Here is a 14,759-nt window from a genome sequence, read left to right as displayed (position 1 = left end):
TGCAAACCATGATCCCGACGCTGGACATCACTGAGCGTCCAGCCCCGGCCCCGCGTGCCAAGGTGGAAGCCGGCGTCAAGCTGCGCGGCGCCGAGAAGGTTGCACGCATCCCGGTCAAGATCATCCCGACCACGGAACTTCCGAAGAAGCCTGACTGGATTCGCGTGCGCATCCCGGTTTCGCCGGAAGTCGACCGTATCAAGTCGCTGCTGCGCAAACACAAGTTGCACAGCGTCTGCGAAGAAGCGTCCTGCCCGAACCTGGGCGAGTGCTTCTCTGGCGGCACTGCCACCTTCATGATCATGGGTGACATCTGCACCCGTCGTTGCCCGTTCTGCGACGTGGGCCACGGCCGTCCGAAGCCGTTGGACGTCAACGAGCCAGAAAGCCTGGCTATCGCCATCGCCGACCTCAAACTCAAGTACGTGGTGATCACCTCGGTGGACCGCGACGACCTGCGTGACGGCGGTGCCCAGCACTTTGCCGACTGCATCCGCGAGATCCGCAAGCTGTCGCCGAACGTGATGCTCGAAACCCTGGTGCCGGACTACCGTGGCCGTATGGACGTCGCCCTGGAAATCACCGCTGCCGAGCCGCCGGATGTGTTCAACCACAACCTGGAAACCGTGCCGCGCCTGTACAAGGCTGCGCGCCCGGGTTCGGACTACCAGTGGTCGCTGACCCTGCTGCAGAAGTTCAAGCAGATGATGCCGCACATTCCAACCAAGTCCGGCTTGATGCTGGGCCTGGGTGAGACCGACGAAGAAGTCATCGAAGTCATGAAGCGCATGCGCGAGCACGACATCGACATGCTGACCCTGGGCCAGTACCTGCAACCGTCCCGCAGCCACTTGCCGGTGCAGCGCTTCGTGCACCCGGACACCTTCGCCTGGTTCGCCGAGGAAGGCTACAAGATGGGCTTCAAGAACGTAGCGTCGGGCCCGTTGGTGCGGTCTTCGTACCACGCCGATGAGCAGGCCAAGCTGGTCAAGGCGAGCCTGGTTTCGTAAACAGCACCGCAAAATCGGTGTGCAAATGCTGGCTTGTGTGGGAGCTGGCTTGCCTGCGATAGCATCACCTCGGTATCACTGATACACCGAGGCGCTTGCATCGCAGGCAAGCCAGCTCCCACATTTCGTTCTGCGTCATATTGGGAGAACCATGGATGAGTGCCGCCGTACCTGCACTGCCCCCCGAAGGCACCCTCGGCCTGATCGCCCCCGCCGGCCCCGCCGAGCTGGATGTTGAAAAAGCCCGGCAATGGATGCGTGCCCGTGGCTACGACCTGCACATTTTCCCAGGTGTGCACGAGCGCGACGGCTACCTGGCCGGTAGTGATGAAGTGCGCCTGCGGGATTTGCATGCCGCCTTCGCCAACCCCGACATCGATGCCATCCTTTGCCTGCGTGGCGGCTATGGCACGCCCCGTTTGCTCGACGCGCTGGACTTCGACCTGCTACGCGCCAACCCCAAGCCGTTTGTGGGCTACAGCGATATCACCGCCTTGCACCTGGCGATCAACCGCTACGCGGGATTTGTGACATTTCACGGCCCGATGCTCAATGCCGACCTGCTCGGCGGCAAACAGCCGCCCACCGAGTCCTCCTTGTTCAGCCTGCTGCGTGGCCAACGGGGCGCCGGCAGTGTGCTGCCGCACCCGATGGCCTACCCGCTGACCACCATCGAGCCAGGTGTGGCCTGTGGGCGCTTGCTGGGCGGTAACTTGTCGATGATCGCCGCAGTCATGGGCACGCCGTACGAAATAGACGCCGATGGCATCATTCTGTTTATCGAAGACGTCAACGAACCGCTCTATCGCATCGACCGATTGCTGACTCACCTGCGGTTGGCGGGCAAGCTGGCTCAAGTTGCCGGTGTGCTTGTAGGGGATGTGGCGGGTGTGGATAACCTGGCGCTGGCGCGTCTGTTGAAGCAGACCTTTGCGCCGCTGTGCATTCCGGTGCTGGCGGGCTGGCGCAGTGGGCATTGCGACCCGAACCTGACATTGCCGATGGGCGCCTTGGTGCGCCTGGATGCGGGGGAGCAGCGGGTGGTATTGGAGCAGGATGTAGTCTTCAAGGCTTGATCGTTCCCACGCTCTGCGTTGATCGTTCCCACGCTCTGCGTGGGAATGCCTCCAGTGACGCTCTGCGTCAGCCTCTCCAGCCGCGGACGCGGAGCGTCCAAGGCCGCGCTCCCACGCAGAGCGTGGGAGCGATCACCTCAGCGGCTCTGCAGCGACTCCAGCAACTTCACCGTCGGATACCCATCCGCCGGCCAGCCTAGCGCCTGCTGCGCCGCCCGAATCGCCTTGCGCGTGTTGGCGCCAATAATCCCGTCGGCATTACCCGCGTCGTAGCCCTTGGCGCTGAGCGCCGTCTGCAGGTCGATGCGTTGCGAACGGCTCAATGGCAGCTCATCTTTGGGCCAACTGCCCCGAATCACACCGCCACCGCCAAATCGCTCCGACAGCAAGCCAACCGCCAGTGCATAAGACGACGAGTTGTTGTACTTGAGGATCGCGCGGAAGTTATCCAGCACCAAGAACGCCGGGCCACGGTAGCCGGCCGGCAGCAGTAGGGCGGCGGACAACTGGTCGACATTGGCCGGCAGGCTCACGCCAGGGGGGAGTTGGATGCCCAGTTGCAGCCATTGCGCCACGGTCTTGCGCACGCCGCCATCGGCCAGGCTGTAGTCGAAGCCCGACGGCAGCGGCTGCACTTCAACGCCCCATGGCTGGCCTTTCTGCCAGCCGGAGCTTTGCAGGTAGTGCGCGGTAGAGGCGAGGGCATCGCCTGGGCTGTTCCAGATATCGCGGCGACCGTCACCGTCGAAGTCCACGGCGTGGGTGTTGTAGGTGGTCGGGATGAACTGGGTCTGGCCCATCGCCCCGGCCCAGGAGCCTTTCATCTGGTCAGCCTGGATATCGCCATGCTGGATGATCTGCAGCGCCGCCAGCAGCTGCGCTTGTGCAAAGGCCGGGCGACGGCCTTCGTAAGCCAGGGTGGCCAGGGAACGGATCACCGAGTTATTGCCCTGGAACTGGCCAAAGTTGCTTTCCATGCCCCACACCGAGACCAGCGCCTGGCGGTCAACGCCATAGCGCTCTTCGATGCGCTGCAGGATATCGGCGTACTTGACCAGCAACGCCTGGCCATTGCGCACGCGCAGCGGCGACAGGGCGCCCTCGATGTATTCCCACACCGGGCGGGAAAACTCTGGCTGGCTGCGGTCGGCACGAATCACCGCCATATCGGGGGTGACCCCGGCGAAGGCGTTATCGAACACCGCGGGCGTAATCCCGGCTTGCAGGGCTTGTGCACGGAAGCCAGCCTGCCATTCGGCAAAGGTCTGGGTGGGTTGGATATCGAGATTGTCCACTGCCAATGGGGCCACCACGGCGGGCGCGATAGCCGGGGCCGTCTGGAGCTTGGGCAGGGGTTGAGCGTCCGCAGCCGTGGGCTTTTCGGCGCAGGCGACGAGCAGAATGAGGCTGGAGGCAGCGATCAATTGGCGTAGGTGCCAACGACGGGAAAGACTAGAGGGCATGCACAGGTCCAGGGATTACCAATCAGGTACAGACCTTATCATGCCAGAGGGGCGCTTGCCTTCAGGCAGCCAGAAAGTAAGAAGCCTCCCAGCTATTAGACTGGAAGGCTTCGCGGCGGTAGCTGCCTTTGCCTTTGCCGGCGCGTTCCTGGCGGCTGCGGAACAAGGGCTGGGCGATGATGGATTTGGCCTTGTTGGGGCCATGCTTGGATGGCTTTTTGCTCATGGTGGGTTCTCTCGCTTGGGGTGGAATGTGGCGGTGCAAATCATCTGCTGAAGTGGGTCGGCTGTAAAGCCCGGCGATAGGTGGGAAATGTCGCAAATAAGTGGTGGGCAGAGTCCATGTGGGGGCTTGCTCCCGCGACGGCCTGACAGCCGGCACTTATCTACCTGCCGCCCCAGGATCCCAATGTGGGAGCTGGCTTGCCTGCGATGGCGGCCTGGCAGTCAACACAGTTGGATGGTGTACATATCCATTGCTGCGGTAACGGCCGCTTAGGGTTCCGCCCTGACGGCGGCTCACTTTTGAAAAGCGCAAAAGTAAGCAAAACGCTCTTGCCCCACCACTCGGCACCTCGCCTAGGCTCGGTGTGCCCGAACGCAGGCTTGAATCCGTGGGCCGCCGCCACGCGCCATCCATGGCGCGGGGCGGCTAACCCGGCGTCCTGCCGGGTTACCCACGAATTCAAGCCTGCGTTCGGCCAGCGTGGTTTAACGGGGCGCCTGAGATCAAGATCAAAAGCAGATCAAGATCAAGAGCGGCTCGCTTCGCATCGTGGTTACTGTTGAGCGCTACAGAGCTGTGTCAGGAGCAAATGGGCCAGCTCTCACAGGGTTTTGTGGTGGTGCTGAGGTGGTTACTCGGCAGGCAACGCCAGGCGCTGGCCGGCCATCAACAGCGACAGACGGCTTAGGCTCATCCACGGAGAACCGGCTGCCTGGCCTTTGATTTGTGCATCGATGCGCTGTGCTTCCAGCAGCAGTTGCGCCCAGCGTTGCGCCGAGTGCCGTTGCAGGGCTTTGCTCATCAGGGGTTTGCGTTTGTCCCATACCGGTGGCCGGGCCTGGCTGAAGCATTTGTCCAGCGGGGTGCCCTGGCTGTATTGCAGGGCAATGTTCGCCAGCACGCGCAACTCACGGGCCAGGGCCCAGAGAATCACCGGTGGTTCCACCCCTTCGCCGCGCAGGCCTTCGAGCATGCGCAGGGCGTGGGCGGGCTCGCCGTTGAGGATGGCGTCCACCAGGCCGAACACATCAAAGCGCGCGCTATCGGCCACTGCGCCTTGCACGGTTTCGACGGTGATCTGCCCGTCTTCAGCCATCAACTTGAGCTTTTCGATCTCCTGGGCGGCGGCAAGCAGGTTGCCTTCGACCCGAGCGGCGATCAGCTCCACGGCGTCCTGTGTTGCCGCCAGGCCTGATTGGGATAGGCGCTGGCGAATCCACTGCGGCAACTGGTTGCTGTCCACCGGCCAGATCTGGATGAACTGAGTCTGTGGACCTTCGACCAGGGCCTTGCCCCACTTGGTTTTCTGCGCGCTGCCGTCGAGCTTGGGCAGGCTGATCAGCAACACGGTGTCTTCGGCAGGGCGCGAGCAGTATTCCATCAAGGCCGCCGCGCCTTTATCGCCCGGCTTGCCCGAGGGCAGGCGCAGTTCCAGCAAGCGTTTCTCGGCAAACAGCGACATGCTCGCGCCAGCTTGCAGCAGCGTGCCCCAGTCGAAACTGGCATCGGCGCTGAACACTTGGCGTTCATCGAAACCTTGCTGGCGTGCGGCGGTGCGGATCGCGTCGGCCGCTTCCTGGCACAACAACGGGTCATCGCCGCTGACGATGTACACAGGCGCAAGGCCACCTTGCAGGTGTTTGGCGAGTTGGGCGGGGGCAAGTTTCATAGGCGGGGCGAACGGGGCGCCAGGGGCGCCCCGTCTGGCTTACTCGACAGGGACTTCAACAGGCGACTGTTTCGGCGTGTTGTCTTCATATTCCTGCGCGGCTTTCAGGGCGTCGGCGTCAGCCTTGGCCTTGTTGTCGGCCACTTGCTGCAGCTCAGCCAGTTTTTCCGGGGTGAGCATTTGCAGGCGAGTCATCATGCGCTGGATCAGCTCACGACGCATTTCCTTGCGCACCTGGATGGTCTCGGAGTCCGAACCCACGAGGTTGTTGCCGTCGTGGCTCACCACTTTCTGCACCTGGATCTTGTCACCCATCAGCGGCAACTGATCACGGCCTTGTATTTCGAACATCAGCGCCGTGTTCAGCTCGACGTCGGACGCACGGCCAGCACTGGCGTAGCTGATATTGCGCTGGGTTTCGCGCTCATCCGTCAGGATCAGTTTGTAGGTCGCGCCGTTGTACACGTGCACACCGCTGTTTTCCAGGGTCTGGCGCAGTTGGGTGACGGTTTCGCCGTAGGCGTTGCGGGCGCTGACGTCGAGTTCCTTGAGCGACAGCTCATTGGTGCCGGTGCCGCGCAGCTGGAAGCCGCAAGCGCTCAACAGCACGGCAAGGCCCATAACCAGCAGATTGCGTTTGATCATTTTGTTGCTCCCCTTGAAACCAGGTGGGCCTTCTCGGGCCCTAAAGGTTTAGTTCGGCGCGGGGCCCAAGCCCCGCGCCCGATCCGATTTAGCTGGCGACGATATTGACCAGTTTGCCGGGCACCACGATCACCTTGCGGATGGTCAGGCCTTCGGTAAAGCGCAGCACGTTCTCATTGATACGTGCAGCCGCTTCAACCTCTTCACGGCTGGCGCTGGCTGGCATGTCGATCTGGCCACGCAGTTTACCGTTAACCTGGATGACCAGTTGCAGCGTGTCCTGCACCAGGGCGCTGTCATCTTGCACCGGCCAGGCGGCATCAATGACGGCACCGCTGTGGCCCAGGCGGCTCCACAGTTCATGGCTGATGTGCGGCGTGATCGGCGCGAGCAACAGGGTAACTGTTTCCAGGCCTTCCTGGATCAGCGCACGGTCTTGTTCGGTCGCCTGCGGGGCTTTTTCCAGCACGTTCATCAGCGTCATCACCTGGGCGATGGCGGTGTTGAATTTGTGGTTCTGCCCGACGTCCTGGCTGGCCTGGCGGATAGCCAGGTGGATGCTGCGACGCACGGCTTTCTGCTCGTCGTTCAAGGCGCCGAGGTCCAGCTTGCCCGGCAGGCCCTGGCTGACATGGGCGTGGGCCAGGCGCCAGACGCGCTTGAGGAAACGGTGCGAGCCTTCGACACCCGAGTCGGACCATTCGGCGCTCATGTCAGGCGGCGAGGCGAACATCATGAACAGGCGGCAGGTATCGGCGCCGAACTGGTCGATCATCGACTGTGGGTCGACGCCGTTGTTCTTGGACTTGGCCATCTTCTCGGTGCCGCCGATTTCCACCGGCAGGCCGTCGGCTTTCAACTTGGCGCTGATGACTTTGGCCTTGCTGTCACGCTCAAGCTCGACATCCGCCGGGTTGAACCAGGTGTAGGCGCCATTGGCTTCGCGACGATAGTAAGTGTCGGCGATCACCATGCCCTGGGTCAGCAGGTTCTTGAACGGCTCATCGGAGCTCACCAGGCCTTCGTCACGCATCAGCTTGTGGAAGAAACGCGCATACAGCAGGTGGAGAATGGCGTGTTCGATACCGCCGATGTACTGATCCACCGGCAACCAATGGTCGGCTGCGGATTTCTCCACCAGGCCACCTTCATAGTGCGGCGAGGCATAGCGGGCGTAGTACCACGAGGACTCCACGAAGGTGTCCATGGTGTCGGTTTCACGCTTGGCCGGCGCGCCGCATTTCGGGCAGCTGCACTCGTAGAACTCGGGCATGCGCGCCAACGGCGAACCGGCGCCGTCCGGCACTACATCTTCAGGCAGCACAACAGGCAGTTGATCTTCCGGTACCGGTACATCACCGCAGGTTTGACAGTGGATGATCGGGATCGGGCAGCCCCAGTAGCGCTGGCGGCTGATACCCCAGTCGCGCAGGCGGAACTGGGTGCGCGAGGCGCCGAGGTTCTTCTTGATCAGCGCGACTTCGATGGCATCGAAAGCGCCCTGGAAGTCCAGGCCGTCAAACTCGCCGGAGTTGATCAGGGTGCCGTGCTCGCCGTAGGCGTCTTGCCACGGGGCCGGGTTGGTGTCGCCCGAGCTGGTACGCACCACCGACTTGATCGGCAGGCTGTATTTGGTAGCGAATTCGAAGTCGCGCTCGTCGTGGGCCGGTACGGCCATGACGGCGCCGTCGCCGTAGTGCATCAATACGTAGTTGGCGACCCATACCGGCAGCTTTTCGCCAGTCAACGGGTGCTCGACGAACAGGCCGGTCGGCAGGCCTTTTTTCTCCTGGGTGGCGACGTCGGCTTCGGCCACGCTGCCACCTTTGCATTCAGCGATGAACGCCTGCAGCTCAGGGTTGTTCTGTGCGGCCTGGGTGGCCAGCGGGTGTTCGGCGGCCACGGCGACATAGGTCGCGCCCATCAGGGTGTCGGGGCGGGTGGTGAACACCTTGAGTGCGCCCGCTTCGCCGATGGAGTCGACGTTGTACGGGAACTGCACTTCCATGCCCTTGGATTTGCCGATCCAGTTGCGCTGCATGGTCTTGACCTGTTCAGGCCAGCCCGGCAAGTCGTCGAGGCTCGACAACAGCTCATCCGCGTAGGCGGTGATCTTGAAGTAGTACATCGGGATTTCGCGCTTTTCGATCAGCGCGCCGGAACGCCAGCCGCGACCGTCAATCACCTGTTCGTTGGCCAGGACGGTCTGGTCGATCGGGTCCCAGTTCACGGTGCCGCTTTTTTTGTAGATCACACCTTTTTCGAACAGGCGCGTGAACAGCCATTGTTCCCAACGGTAGTAATCAGGCTTGCAGGTGGTGACCTCGCGGGACCAGTCCACCGCCAGGCCCAGGCTGCGCAGCTGGGTCTTCATGTAGGCGATGTTTTCGTAGGTCCACTTGGCGGGCGCCACGTTGTTTTTCATCGCGGCGTTTTCTGCCGGCATGCCGAAGGCGTCCCAACCCATGGGTTGCAACACGTTCTTGCCGAGCATGCGCTGGTAGCGCGAAATCACGTCGCCGATGGTGTAGTTGCGCACGTGCCCCATGTGTAGCTTGCCGCTGGGGTAAGGGAACATCGATAGGCAGTAGTACGTCTCCTTGCCTGGCTGTTCACTGACTTCAAAGGACTTTTGCTCGTCCCAGAAGGTTTGGGCGGCATTTTCTATTTCACGGGGCTGATATTGTTCGTGCATGGCTACTTTTGAACTGGATAGGGGTGGCCTAATCCTCTTCGGTGCACTGTCCGGGTTGTTCGACACCAAGAAGCGGCGCGTCCGTGCCCAAACCCTGCGGGAAGTGGAGTTACAGGAAGCGCCGTAGCATACATGACCCCACTCTATCGAGGGAAACCCTGATTGCGCGCCAAGGGCCGTCTGTCGCGGCACCGGGCAGGCGCAGCAACGGGGGCTACGCTGTTTAGTGGGGAGCAAGTATTTCTTCAATGAGGTGAGGGGATGGTTGAATCGCAGCGAACTTTAACGAAACCGCAGTTGTATGAGGGATTGATCGACCGTTTGGGTCGGGCATTGGATGCTGCAAGAACCGCAGGCCGATTGCGTGATGAGCGGCCTCTGGAGCTGGAGTTGCGAGGCTTGAGCCAGGCGGAACTTGAATTGATCAATAACTACCTGGCGTTGAATCACGACCGCGCCTCCCATGGGCAGGCATCCCCGCCGGCTCATTCGGCCAAGGTCATCTGGCTCAAAGACCTGGCGACCGGCCGCAGGTCAGAGAACTTGCGGTCTGTGCGGTGCAAGTGAGCCCCGCGTTATCCGTTAGCGTTATTAAAATGTTGTCGGTAAGGATTGTTGCAAAACCCCGTTGCATCTAGGCTTCGGGCATCTTTGGAGATGCCCGATGCCTTTTCGTTATTTCATTAAACAACTGTTGTTACCGCCCGGTATTTTTCTGCTGTTGTTGGCGTGTGCCTGGTGGTTTCGCCGCAGCCGTCCGCGCCTGGCGGGCTTGTGTTTTGCCCTGGGGCTTGGCGGGATGTGGTTGATCAGCCTGCCCGTGATGGTGCAGTGGGGCGCCCGTGCCTTGGAGACAGAGCCGCCTTTGGCCCGGGAAGACTGGGCTACATTGGCCCAGCGTGCCGACGCGATTGTGGTGCTGGGCTCGGGGCGCGAGCGTGGGGACATTGCGTGGGGCAGCGACCAGCCCACTGGTATTGGCCTGGAACGTGAGCGTTTTGCTGCGCGGCTGGCCAAGGCATCCGGTTTGCCGGTGCTGACCAGCGGCGGCTTGCACTACGGCACGCCGCCCAGTGAGGCCGAGCTGATGGCGGTGTCGATGCAGGATGATTTCGGCGTTAGCGTGCGCTGGAAAGAAGAGCGCAGCCGCACCACCTGGGAAAACGCCCAGATGAGCGCCGAGATTCTGTTGCCTCAAGGGATCAAGCGGGTGGTGGTGGTGACCCAGGCCTGGCACATGCCGCGTTCGGTGTGGAGCTTTGAGAAAGCCGGTTTCACCGTGGTGCCGGGGCCGGTGGGCTTTTTGGGTGTGGACCATGGCCGGCCGCTGGGTGGCTGGATGCCGGAGGTCAAGGCGGTGTGGCAAAGCGGGCAGTTGATCAATGAGGCGGTGGGGCAGGTGGGGTATCGGTTGTTCTACCGATAGGTGCAACACAGGAGATCAATTGGGGGAGCTTGCCTGCGATGGCGGTGGGTCAGTGAGCACTCAGGGCACTGATACACCGCTATCGCAGCATAGGTATCTACACAATTCTGGTGCGACGCTGAACCTGTGGCGAGGGAGCTTGCTCCCGTGACGACCTGACAGCCAGCGCTGTTCTAACTGACGCGCCGCTGTCCAAATGTGGGAGCTGGCTTGCCTGCGAAGACGGCCTGACAGTCAACACAGTTGGACCGTGTACATATCCATTGCTGCGGTAACGGCCACTTAGGGTTCCGCCCTGACGGCGGCTCACTTTTGAAAAGCGCAAAAGTAAGCAAAACGCTCTTGCCCCACCACTCGGCACCTCGCCTAGGCTCGGTGTGCCCGTAATTCGCCAGTGATTTGGGGGGCCGCCGCCACGCGCCATCCATGGCGCGGGGCGGCTAAACCGGCATCCCTGCCGGTTTACCCCCCAAATCCCTGTCGAATTACGGCCAGCGTGGTTTAACGGGGCGCCTGAGATCAAAAGCAGATCAAGATCAAGAGCGGCTCGCTTCGCATCGTGGTTACCGGCGGCTGCGGCGAACTGCACAGTTGTGCAGATACCTATCGCCATCGCAGGCAAGCCAGCTCCCACAGGTCAGAGCGTTTTGGACATTCGTGCGGCCAGCAGAGCCCAGCCAAACAATGCCAGGCACACAATGATCAACGGCCACGAGCGCCATTGCAGGTATGGCGTGAGGTTATGCATCGGCACCACCTCCCCATAGAGAATGCCACGCTCGAACTGCGGGATCTGCGCGGTGATCTGCCCAAACGGGTTGATCAGCCCGGTCACGCCGTTGTTGGTGGCGCGGATCATCCAGCGGCCAGCCTCCAATGCACGCATTTGCGCCATTTGCAGGTGCTGCAGCGGGCCGATGGAGCGGCCGAACCAGGTGTCGTTGCTGATGGTCAGCAGCAGGTCGCTCTGGGCCGACAGGCCGGCGGCGAATTCGGGGTATACCACTTCATAGCAAATGAACGGCGCAATCTGATAACCCTTGGCCTGCAGCATGGCCTGGTCAGAAGGGCCGCGGGCGAAGTCCGACATGGGTAGGTCGAAGAAGGCGATCAACCCGCGCAACATGTCCTGCAAAGGCACGTACTCGCCAAACGGCACCAGTTTTTGCTTGAGGTAGGTGCCGTCGCCTTCACCGACCACGGTGATGCCGTTGAAGTAGCGCTTCTGGTGGTGCACTTCCTGGCGAATCGGTACCCCGGTGATCAACGCGGTGTCCCGGTCGGCGGCAAACTTGCCCATCATGCCCAGGTAGCCCTCCACGGACTCCTTGAGCACCGGCACGGCGGTTTCCGGCCAGACCAGCAGGTCGACACGCTTGGAGCTCAGGCTCATGTCGCGGTACAGCGCCAACTGTGCATTGAGCTGGTCGGGGTCCCACTTCATGCTTTGCTCGACGTTGCCCTGAATCGCGGCCACGCTCAGCGGCGCGCCAGACGGCGACGTCCAGGCGTGATGCTTGAGTGCCAGGCCAATGGCCCAGGGTGCAACCAGCAATAACAGACCCGTGCCGATGAAGGCATTGCGCTTGCTGGCCAGCAGGCGCGGCAGGTTGCACAGCAATGCGGCGGTGAGTGCCAGCGCGAAGGAAATCAGCCACATCCCGCCCAATGGCGCGAGGCCGGTCAATGGCCCATCGAGTTGACTGTAACCGGAGTACAACCACGGGAAACCGGTAAGGAACCAGCCCCGAAAGGCTTCCTGGCCGACCCACAACGCTGCGAACGTCAATGCATCCGCCAGCGGTGCTTCGTTACGGCGCAACCAGCGCGCCCATAGCCAGGCGGGCAGGGCGAAGAACCAGGCGATGGCGGCGGTGAACAGCAGCATCAGGAACCCCGCCAGCAGCACTGAAGCGCCGCCGAAGTGGTGGATGCTGTAGTAGATCCAGCTGGTGCCGGCACCAAACAGGCCGAAGCCGAAACACCAGCCACGGCCCAGGGCCTGGCGGGGCGAGAGTTCCCGCAGGCCGATATAGAACAGGCCGACCGCTACCAGCGCCAACGGCCAGATATCGAACGGTGCCAGCGCCAGGGTAGTGATGGCGCCGGCCACCACGGCCAGCAAGTTACCGGGCCAGCCGGGTGAGGTGAGACGGCGCATGTCAGTCCTTAGCGGGCGATGGGTGTCAAACGGATCAGATGGATACGACGGCTATCGGCATTGAGGATGCGGAAGCGATAGGCGCCGATCTCGGTGGTTTCATTACGCTTGGGCAGATGCCCGAACGCACTCATCACCAGGCCGCCGACGGTGTCGAACTCATCGTCCGAGAACTCGCTGTCGAAGAACTCGTTGAAGTTCTCGATGGGCGTCAGCGCCTTGATCAGGAAATCACCGCTGGGCAGCGGCTTGATGTAGCTGTCTTCTTCGACGTCGTGCTCGTCTTCGATGTCGCCGACGATCTGCTCCAGCACGTCTTCGATGGTGACCAGGCCGGCCACGCCGCCGTATTCGTCAATCACAATGGCCATGTGATTGTGGTTGGCGCGAAACTCGCGCAGCAGCACATTCAGGCGCTTGGACTCGGGCACGAAGGTGGCCGGGCGCAGCAGGTCCTTGATGTTGAAGCTGTCACCGTTCTCCTTGAGGATCAACGGCAGCAGGTCCTTGGCCAGCAGGACACCCATGACGTCGTCATGGCTTTCACCGATCACCGGGTAGCGCGAGTGCGCCGAGTCGATCACCGCCGGGAGGAATTCCCGTGGGGTCTGGGTCGCCTTGATGCTGATCATCTGCGAGCGCGGGACCATGATGTCGCGTACTTGCAGGTCAGCCACCTGGATGGCGCCTTCGACGATGGCCAGCGCTTCGCTGTCCAGCAATTTGTTCTGGTGTGCATCGCGCAGCAGCTCCAAGAGCTCCTGGCGGTTTTTCGGCTCGTGGGCAAAAGCCTGGGTCAGTTTACCCAGCCATGACTTCTGCCCGTTGCTCGATCGGTCTTCGCTCATAGCGATTACTCTAAATCCTTTGATATGACAGTTGAGTGTTGATCAGCTTTCGTCGTCTGCATACGGGTCGCGGTGACCCAGTTCTGCAAGCAACGTTCGTTCCAGCGCTTCCATTTCCTCGGCTTCGTCATCGTCTATATGGTCGTAACCCAAGAGATGCAAGCAGCCGTGGATGACTAGATGGGCCCAATGGGCCTCAAGTTCCTTGCCTTGTTCGGCAGCTTCTCGCTCGACCACCGCGACGCAGATCACCAGGTCGCCCAGCAACGGGATATCCAGCAATTCGTCGGGCACATCGGCGGGGAAGGACAGCACGTTGGTGGCGTAGTCTTTCTGGCGCCAGGTGTGGTTCAGCTCACGGCCTTCGGCCTCGTCCACCAGACGAATGGTCAGCTCCGAGTCGGCGGTGCGCTGGCGCAAGGCCAGCTCACACCATTGGCGAAACTGGGCTTCGCTGGGGGCGGGCGCGTCGGTGGCCAGCTGCAGGTCTAGCTCAAGCATCGTGGCGAGCGTCCTTGGCGGGCGCGTCGTCGCGGTGTTCGAAACGCTCATAGGCTTCGACAATGCGCTGCACCAGCGGGTGGCGTACCACGTCCTTGGGCATGAAGTGCGTGAAGCTGATACCCGGCACGTCCTTGAGCACCTCGATCACCTGGCCCAGGCCCGACTTGGTGCCCTTGGGCAGGTCGACCTGGGTGATGTCGCCCGTGATCACGGCGGTTGAGCCGAAACCGATACGGGTGAGGAACATCTTCATCTGCTCGACAGTGGTGTTCTGGCTTTCGTCGAGAATGATGAAGCTGTTGTTGAGCGTACGGCCACGCATGTAGGCCAGCGGGGCGATCTCGATCACCTGGCGCTCGATCAACTTGGCCACGTATTCAAAGCCGAGCATCTCGTACAGCGCGTCGTAGAGCGGGCGCAGGTACGGGTCGATCTTCTGGGCCAGGTCGCCGGGCAGGAAGCCGAGCTTTTCGCCGGCCTCGACCGCAGGGCGCACCAGCAGGATGCGCCGCACTTGCTCGCGCTCCAGGGCGTCGACGGCGCAGGCCACTGCCAGGTAGGTCTTGCCGGTACCGGCCGGGCCGATGCCGAAGTTGATGTCGTTGCCGAGGATTTCCTTGACGTACTTCTGCTGATTCAAGCCGCGTGGGCGAATCATGCCTTTTTTGGTACGCAAGGCCACGCTGGCTTCGGCCACCGGGTTGTTCGCCAGGTCTTGCACAGCCGACTCCTGCAAGTACAGGTGCACGGTCTCCGGCGACAGCTCGCTACCCTTGGTTTCACGGTAGAGACGGCGCAGCAGGTTTTCTGCAGACGTGGTGTGTTGGGGTTCACCAATGAGCTCGAACTGATTGCCGCGGTTGCGGATCTCGATGCTCAGGCGTTGTTCGATCAGGCGCAGGTGCTCGTCGAACTGTCCGCACAGGTTGGCGAAACGGCGAGCCTCAAAAGGCTCGAGGATAAAGCGATGGGGTTCTGCTATGGGTGCGTTCAAGGTTGCTTTTAGCCGCCCTTTGGCTGATGAGGTGAGAGAGAG

At 61.8% G+C, this 14,759-nt stretch carries 13 protein-coding genes; 4 read left to right on the top strand and 9 right to left on the bottom strand.

Features of this window, described 5'->3' with window-relative positions:
• Positions 1–8 precede the first annotated feature (8 nt).
• A complete protein-coding gene (lipA, locus tag PSH76_RS26515) occupies positions 9–1,010 on the top strand; it encodes a lipoyl synthase (RefSeq protein WP_161794304.1) in 1,002 nt (333 codons plus the stop codon).
• Positions 1,011–1,165: 155 nt separating this feature from the next.
• Positions 1,166–2,086 carry an LD-carboxypeptidase gene (locus PSH76_RS26510; RefSeq protein ID WP_305493181.1) on the top strand — a complete coding sequence of 307 codons (921 nt, stop codon included), beginning with the start codon at positions 1,166–1,168 and terminating at the stop codon, positions 2,084–2,086.
• 137 nt (positions 2,087–2,223) lie between these two features.
• On the opposite strand, the gene PSH76_RS26505 is transcribed toward PSH76_RS26510, so the two are convergent.
• From PSH76_RS26505 to leuS, 5 genes are all read right to left on the bottom strand, one after another.
• On the bottom strand, positions 2,224–3,549 hold the full coding sequence (locus PSH76_RS26505; RefSeq protein WP_305493180.1) for a lytic murein transglycosylase: 1,326 nt from the start codon (positions 3,547–3,549) through the stop codon (positions 2,224–2,226).
• A gap of 61 nt (positions 3,550–3,610) precedes the next feature.
• Entirely contained in the window at positions 3,611–3,775 is a 165-nt protein-coding gene (gene arfA, locus PSH76_RS26500; RefSeq protein WP_003176285.1) for an alternative ribosome rescue factor ArfA, read from the bottom strand.
• A 631-nt stretch (positions 3,776–4,406) separates the two neighbouring features.
• A complete protein-coding gene (gene holA / locus PSH76_RS26495) occupies positions 4,407–5,444 on the bottom strand; it encodes a DNA polymerase III subunit delta (RefSeq protein WP_032895162.1) in 1,038 nt (345 codons plus the stop codon).
• 39 nt (positions 5,445–5,483) lie between these two features.
• On the bottom strand, positions 5,484–6,089 hold the full coding sequence (gene lptE, locus PSH76_RS26490) for an LPS assembly lipoprotein LptE (RefSeq protein WP_014720078.1): 606 nt from the start codon (positions 6,087–6,089) through the stop codon (positions 5,484–5,486).
• Positions 6,090–6,177: 88 nt separating this feature from the next.
• On the bottom strand, positions 6,178–8,784 hold the full coding sequence (gene leuS / locus PSH76_RS26485; RefSeq protein ID WP_120248783.1) for a leucine--tRNA ligase: 2,607 nt from the start codon (positions 8,782–8,784) through the stop codon (positions 6,178–6,180).
• A gap of 261 nt (positions 8,785–9,045) precedes the next feature.
• Between leuS and PSH76_RS26480 the strand changes: the two genes are divergently transcribed.
• The gene (locus PSH76_RS26480) at positions 9,046–9,351 is read left to right on the top strand and encodes a hypothetical protein (protein WP_305493179.1); all 306 of its coding nucleotides are present in this window, start codon (positions 9,046–9,048) and stop codon (positions 9,349–9,351) included.
• 97 nt (positions 9,352–9,448) lie between these two features.
• Positions 9,449–10,210, top strand: coding sequence for a YdcF family protein (locus PSH76_RS26475; RefSeq protein WP_032895166.1), 762 nt, complete (start codon positions 9,449–9,451; stop codon positions 10,208–10,210).
• A 637-nt stretch (positions 10,211–10,847) separates the two neighbouring features.
• Here the strand turns inward: PSH76_RS26475 and lnt are convergent.
• Genes lnt through PSH76_RS26455 form a run of 4 tightly spaced genes read right to left on the bottom strand, consistent with a single transcriptional unit; the run spans position 10,848 to position 14,717 of the window.
• On the bottom strand, positions 10,848–12,371 hold the full coding sequence (gene lnt / locus PSH76_RS26470; protein WP_278917353.1) for an apolipoprotein N-acyltransferase: 1,524 nt from the start codon (positions 12,369–12,371) through the stop codon (positions 10,848–10,850).
• An 8-nt stretch (positions 12,372–12,379) separates the two neighbouring features.
• Entirely contained in the window at positions 12,380–13,219 is an 840-nt protein-coding gene (locus PSH76_RS26465) for an HlyC/CorC family transporter (RefSeq protein WP_003194444.1), read from the bottom strand.
• Positions 13,220–13,261: 42 nt separating this feature from the next.
• Complete coding sequence (ybeY, locus tag PSH76_RS26460) at positions 13,262–13,720, bottom strand: rRNA maturation RNase YbeY (RefSeq protein ID WP_003194442.1); 459 nt, start codon at positions 13,718–13,720, stop codon at positions 13,262–13,264.
• A complete protein-coding gene (locus tag PSH76_RS26455; RefSeq protein WP_003194440.1) occupies positions 13,713–14,717 on the bottom strand; it encodes a PhoH family protein in 1,005 nt (334 codons plus the stop codon). Before PSH76_RS26455 ends, ybeY begins: the two co-directional genes overlap by 8 nt.
• Between the last annotated feature and the right edge of the window lie 42 nt (positions 14,718–14,759).

Source organism: Pseudomonas sp. FP215, from assembly GCF_030687795.1.
Lineage (GTDB): Bacteria > Pseudomonadota > Gammaproteobacteria > Pseudomonadales > Pseudomonadaceae > Aquipseudomonas > Aquipseudomonas salmasensis.
The sequence above is the reverse complement of the archived record's forward strand: the minus strand, read 5'-3'. Positions and strand labels throughout refer to the sequence as shown.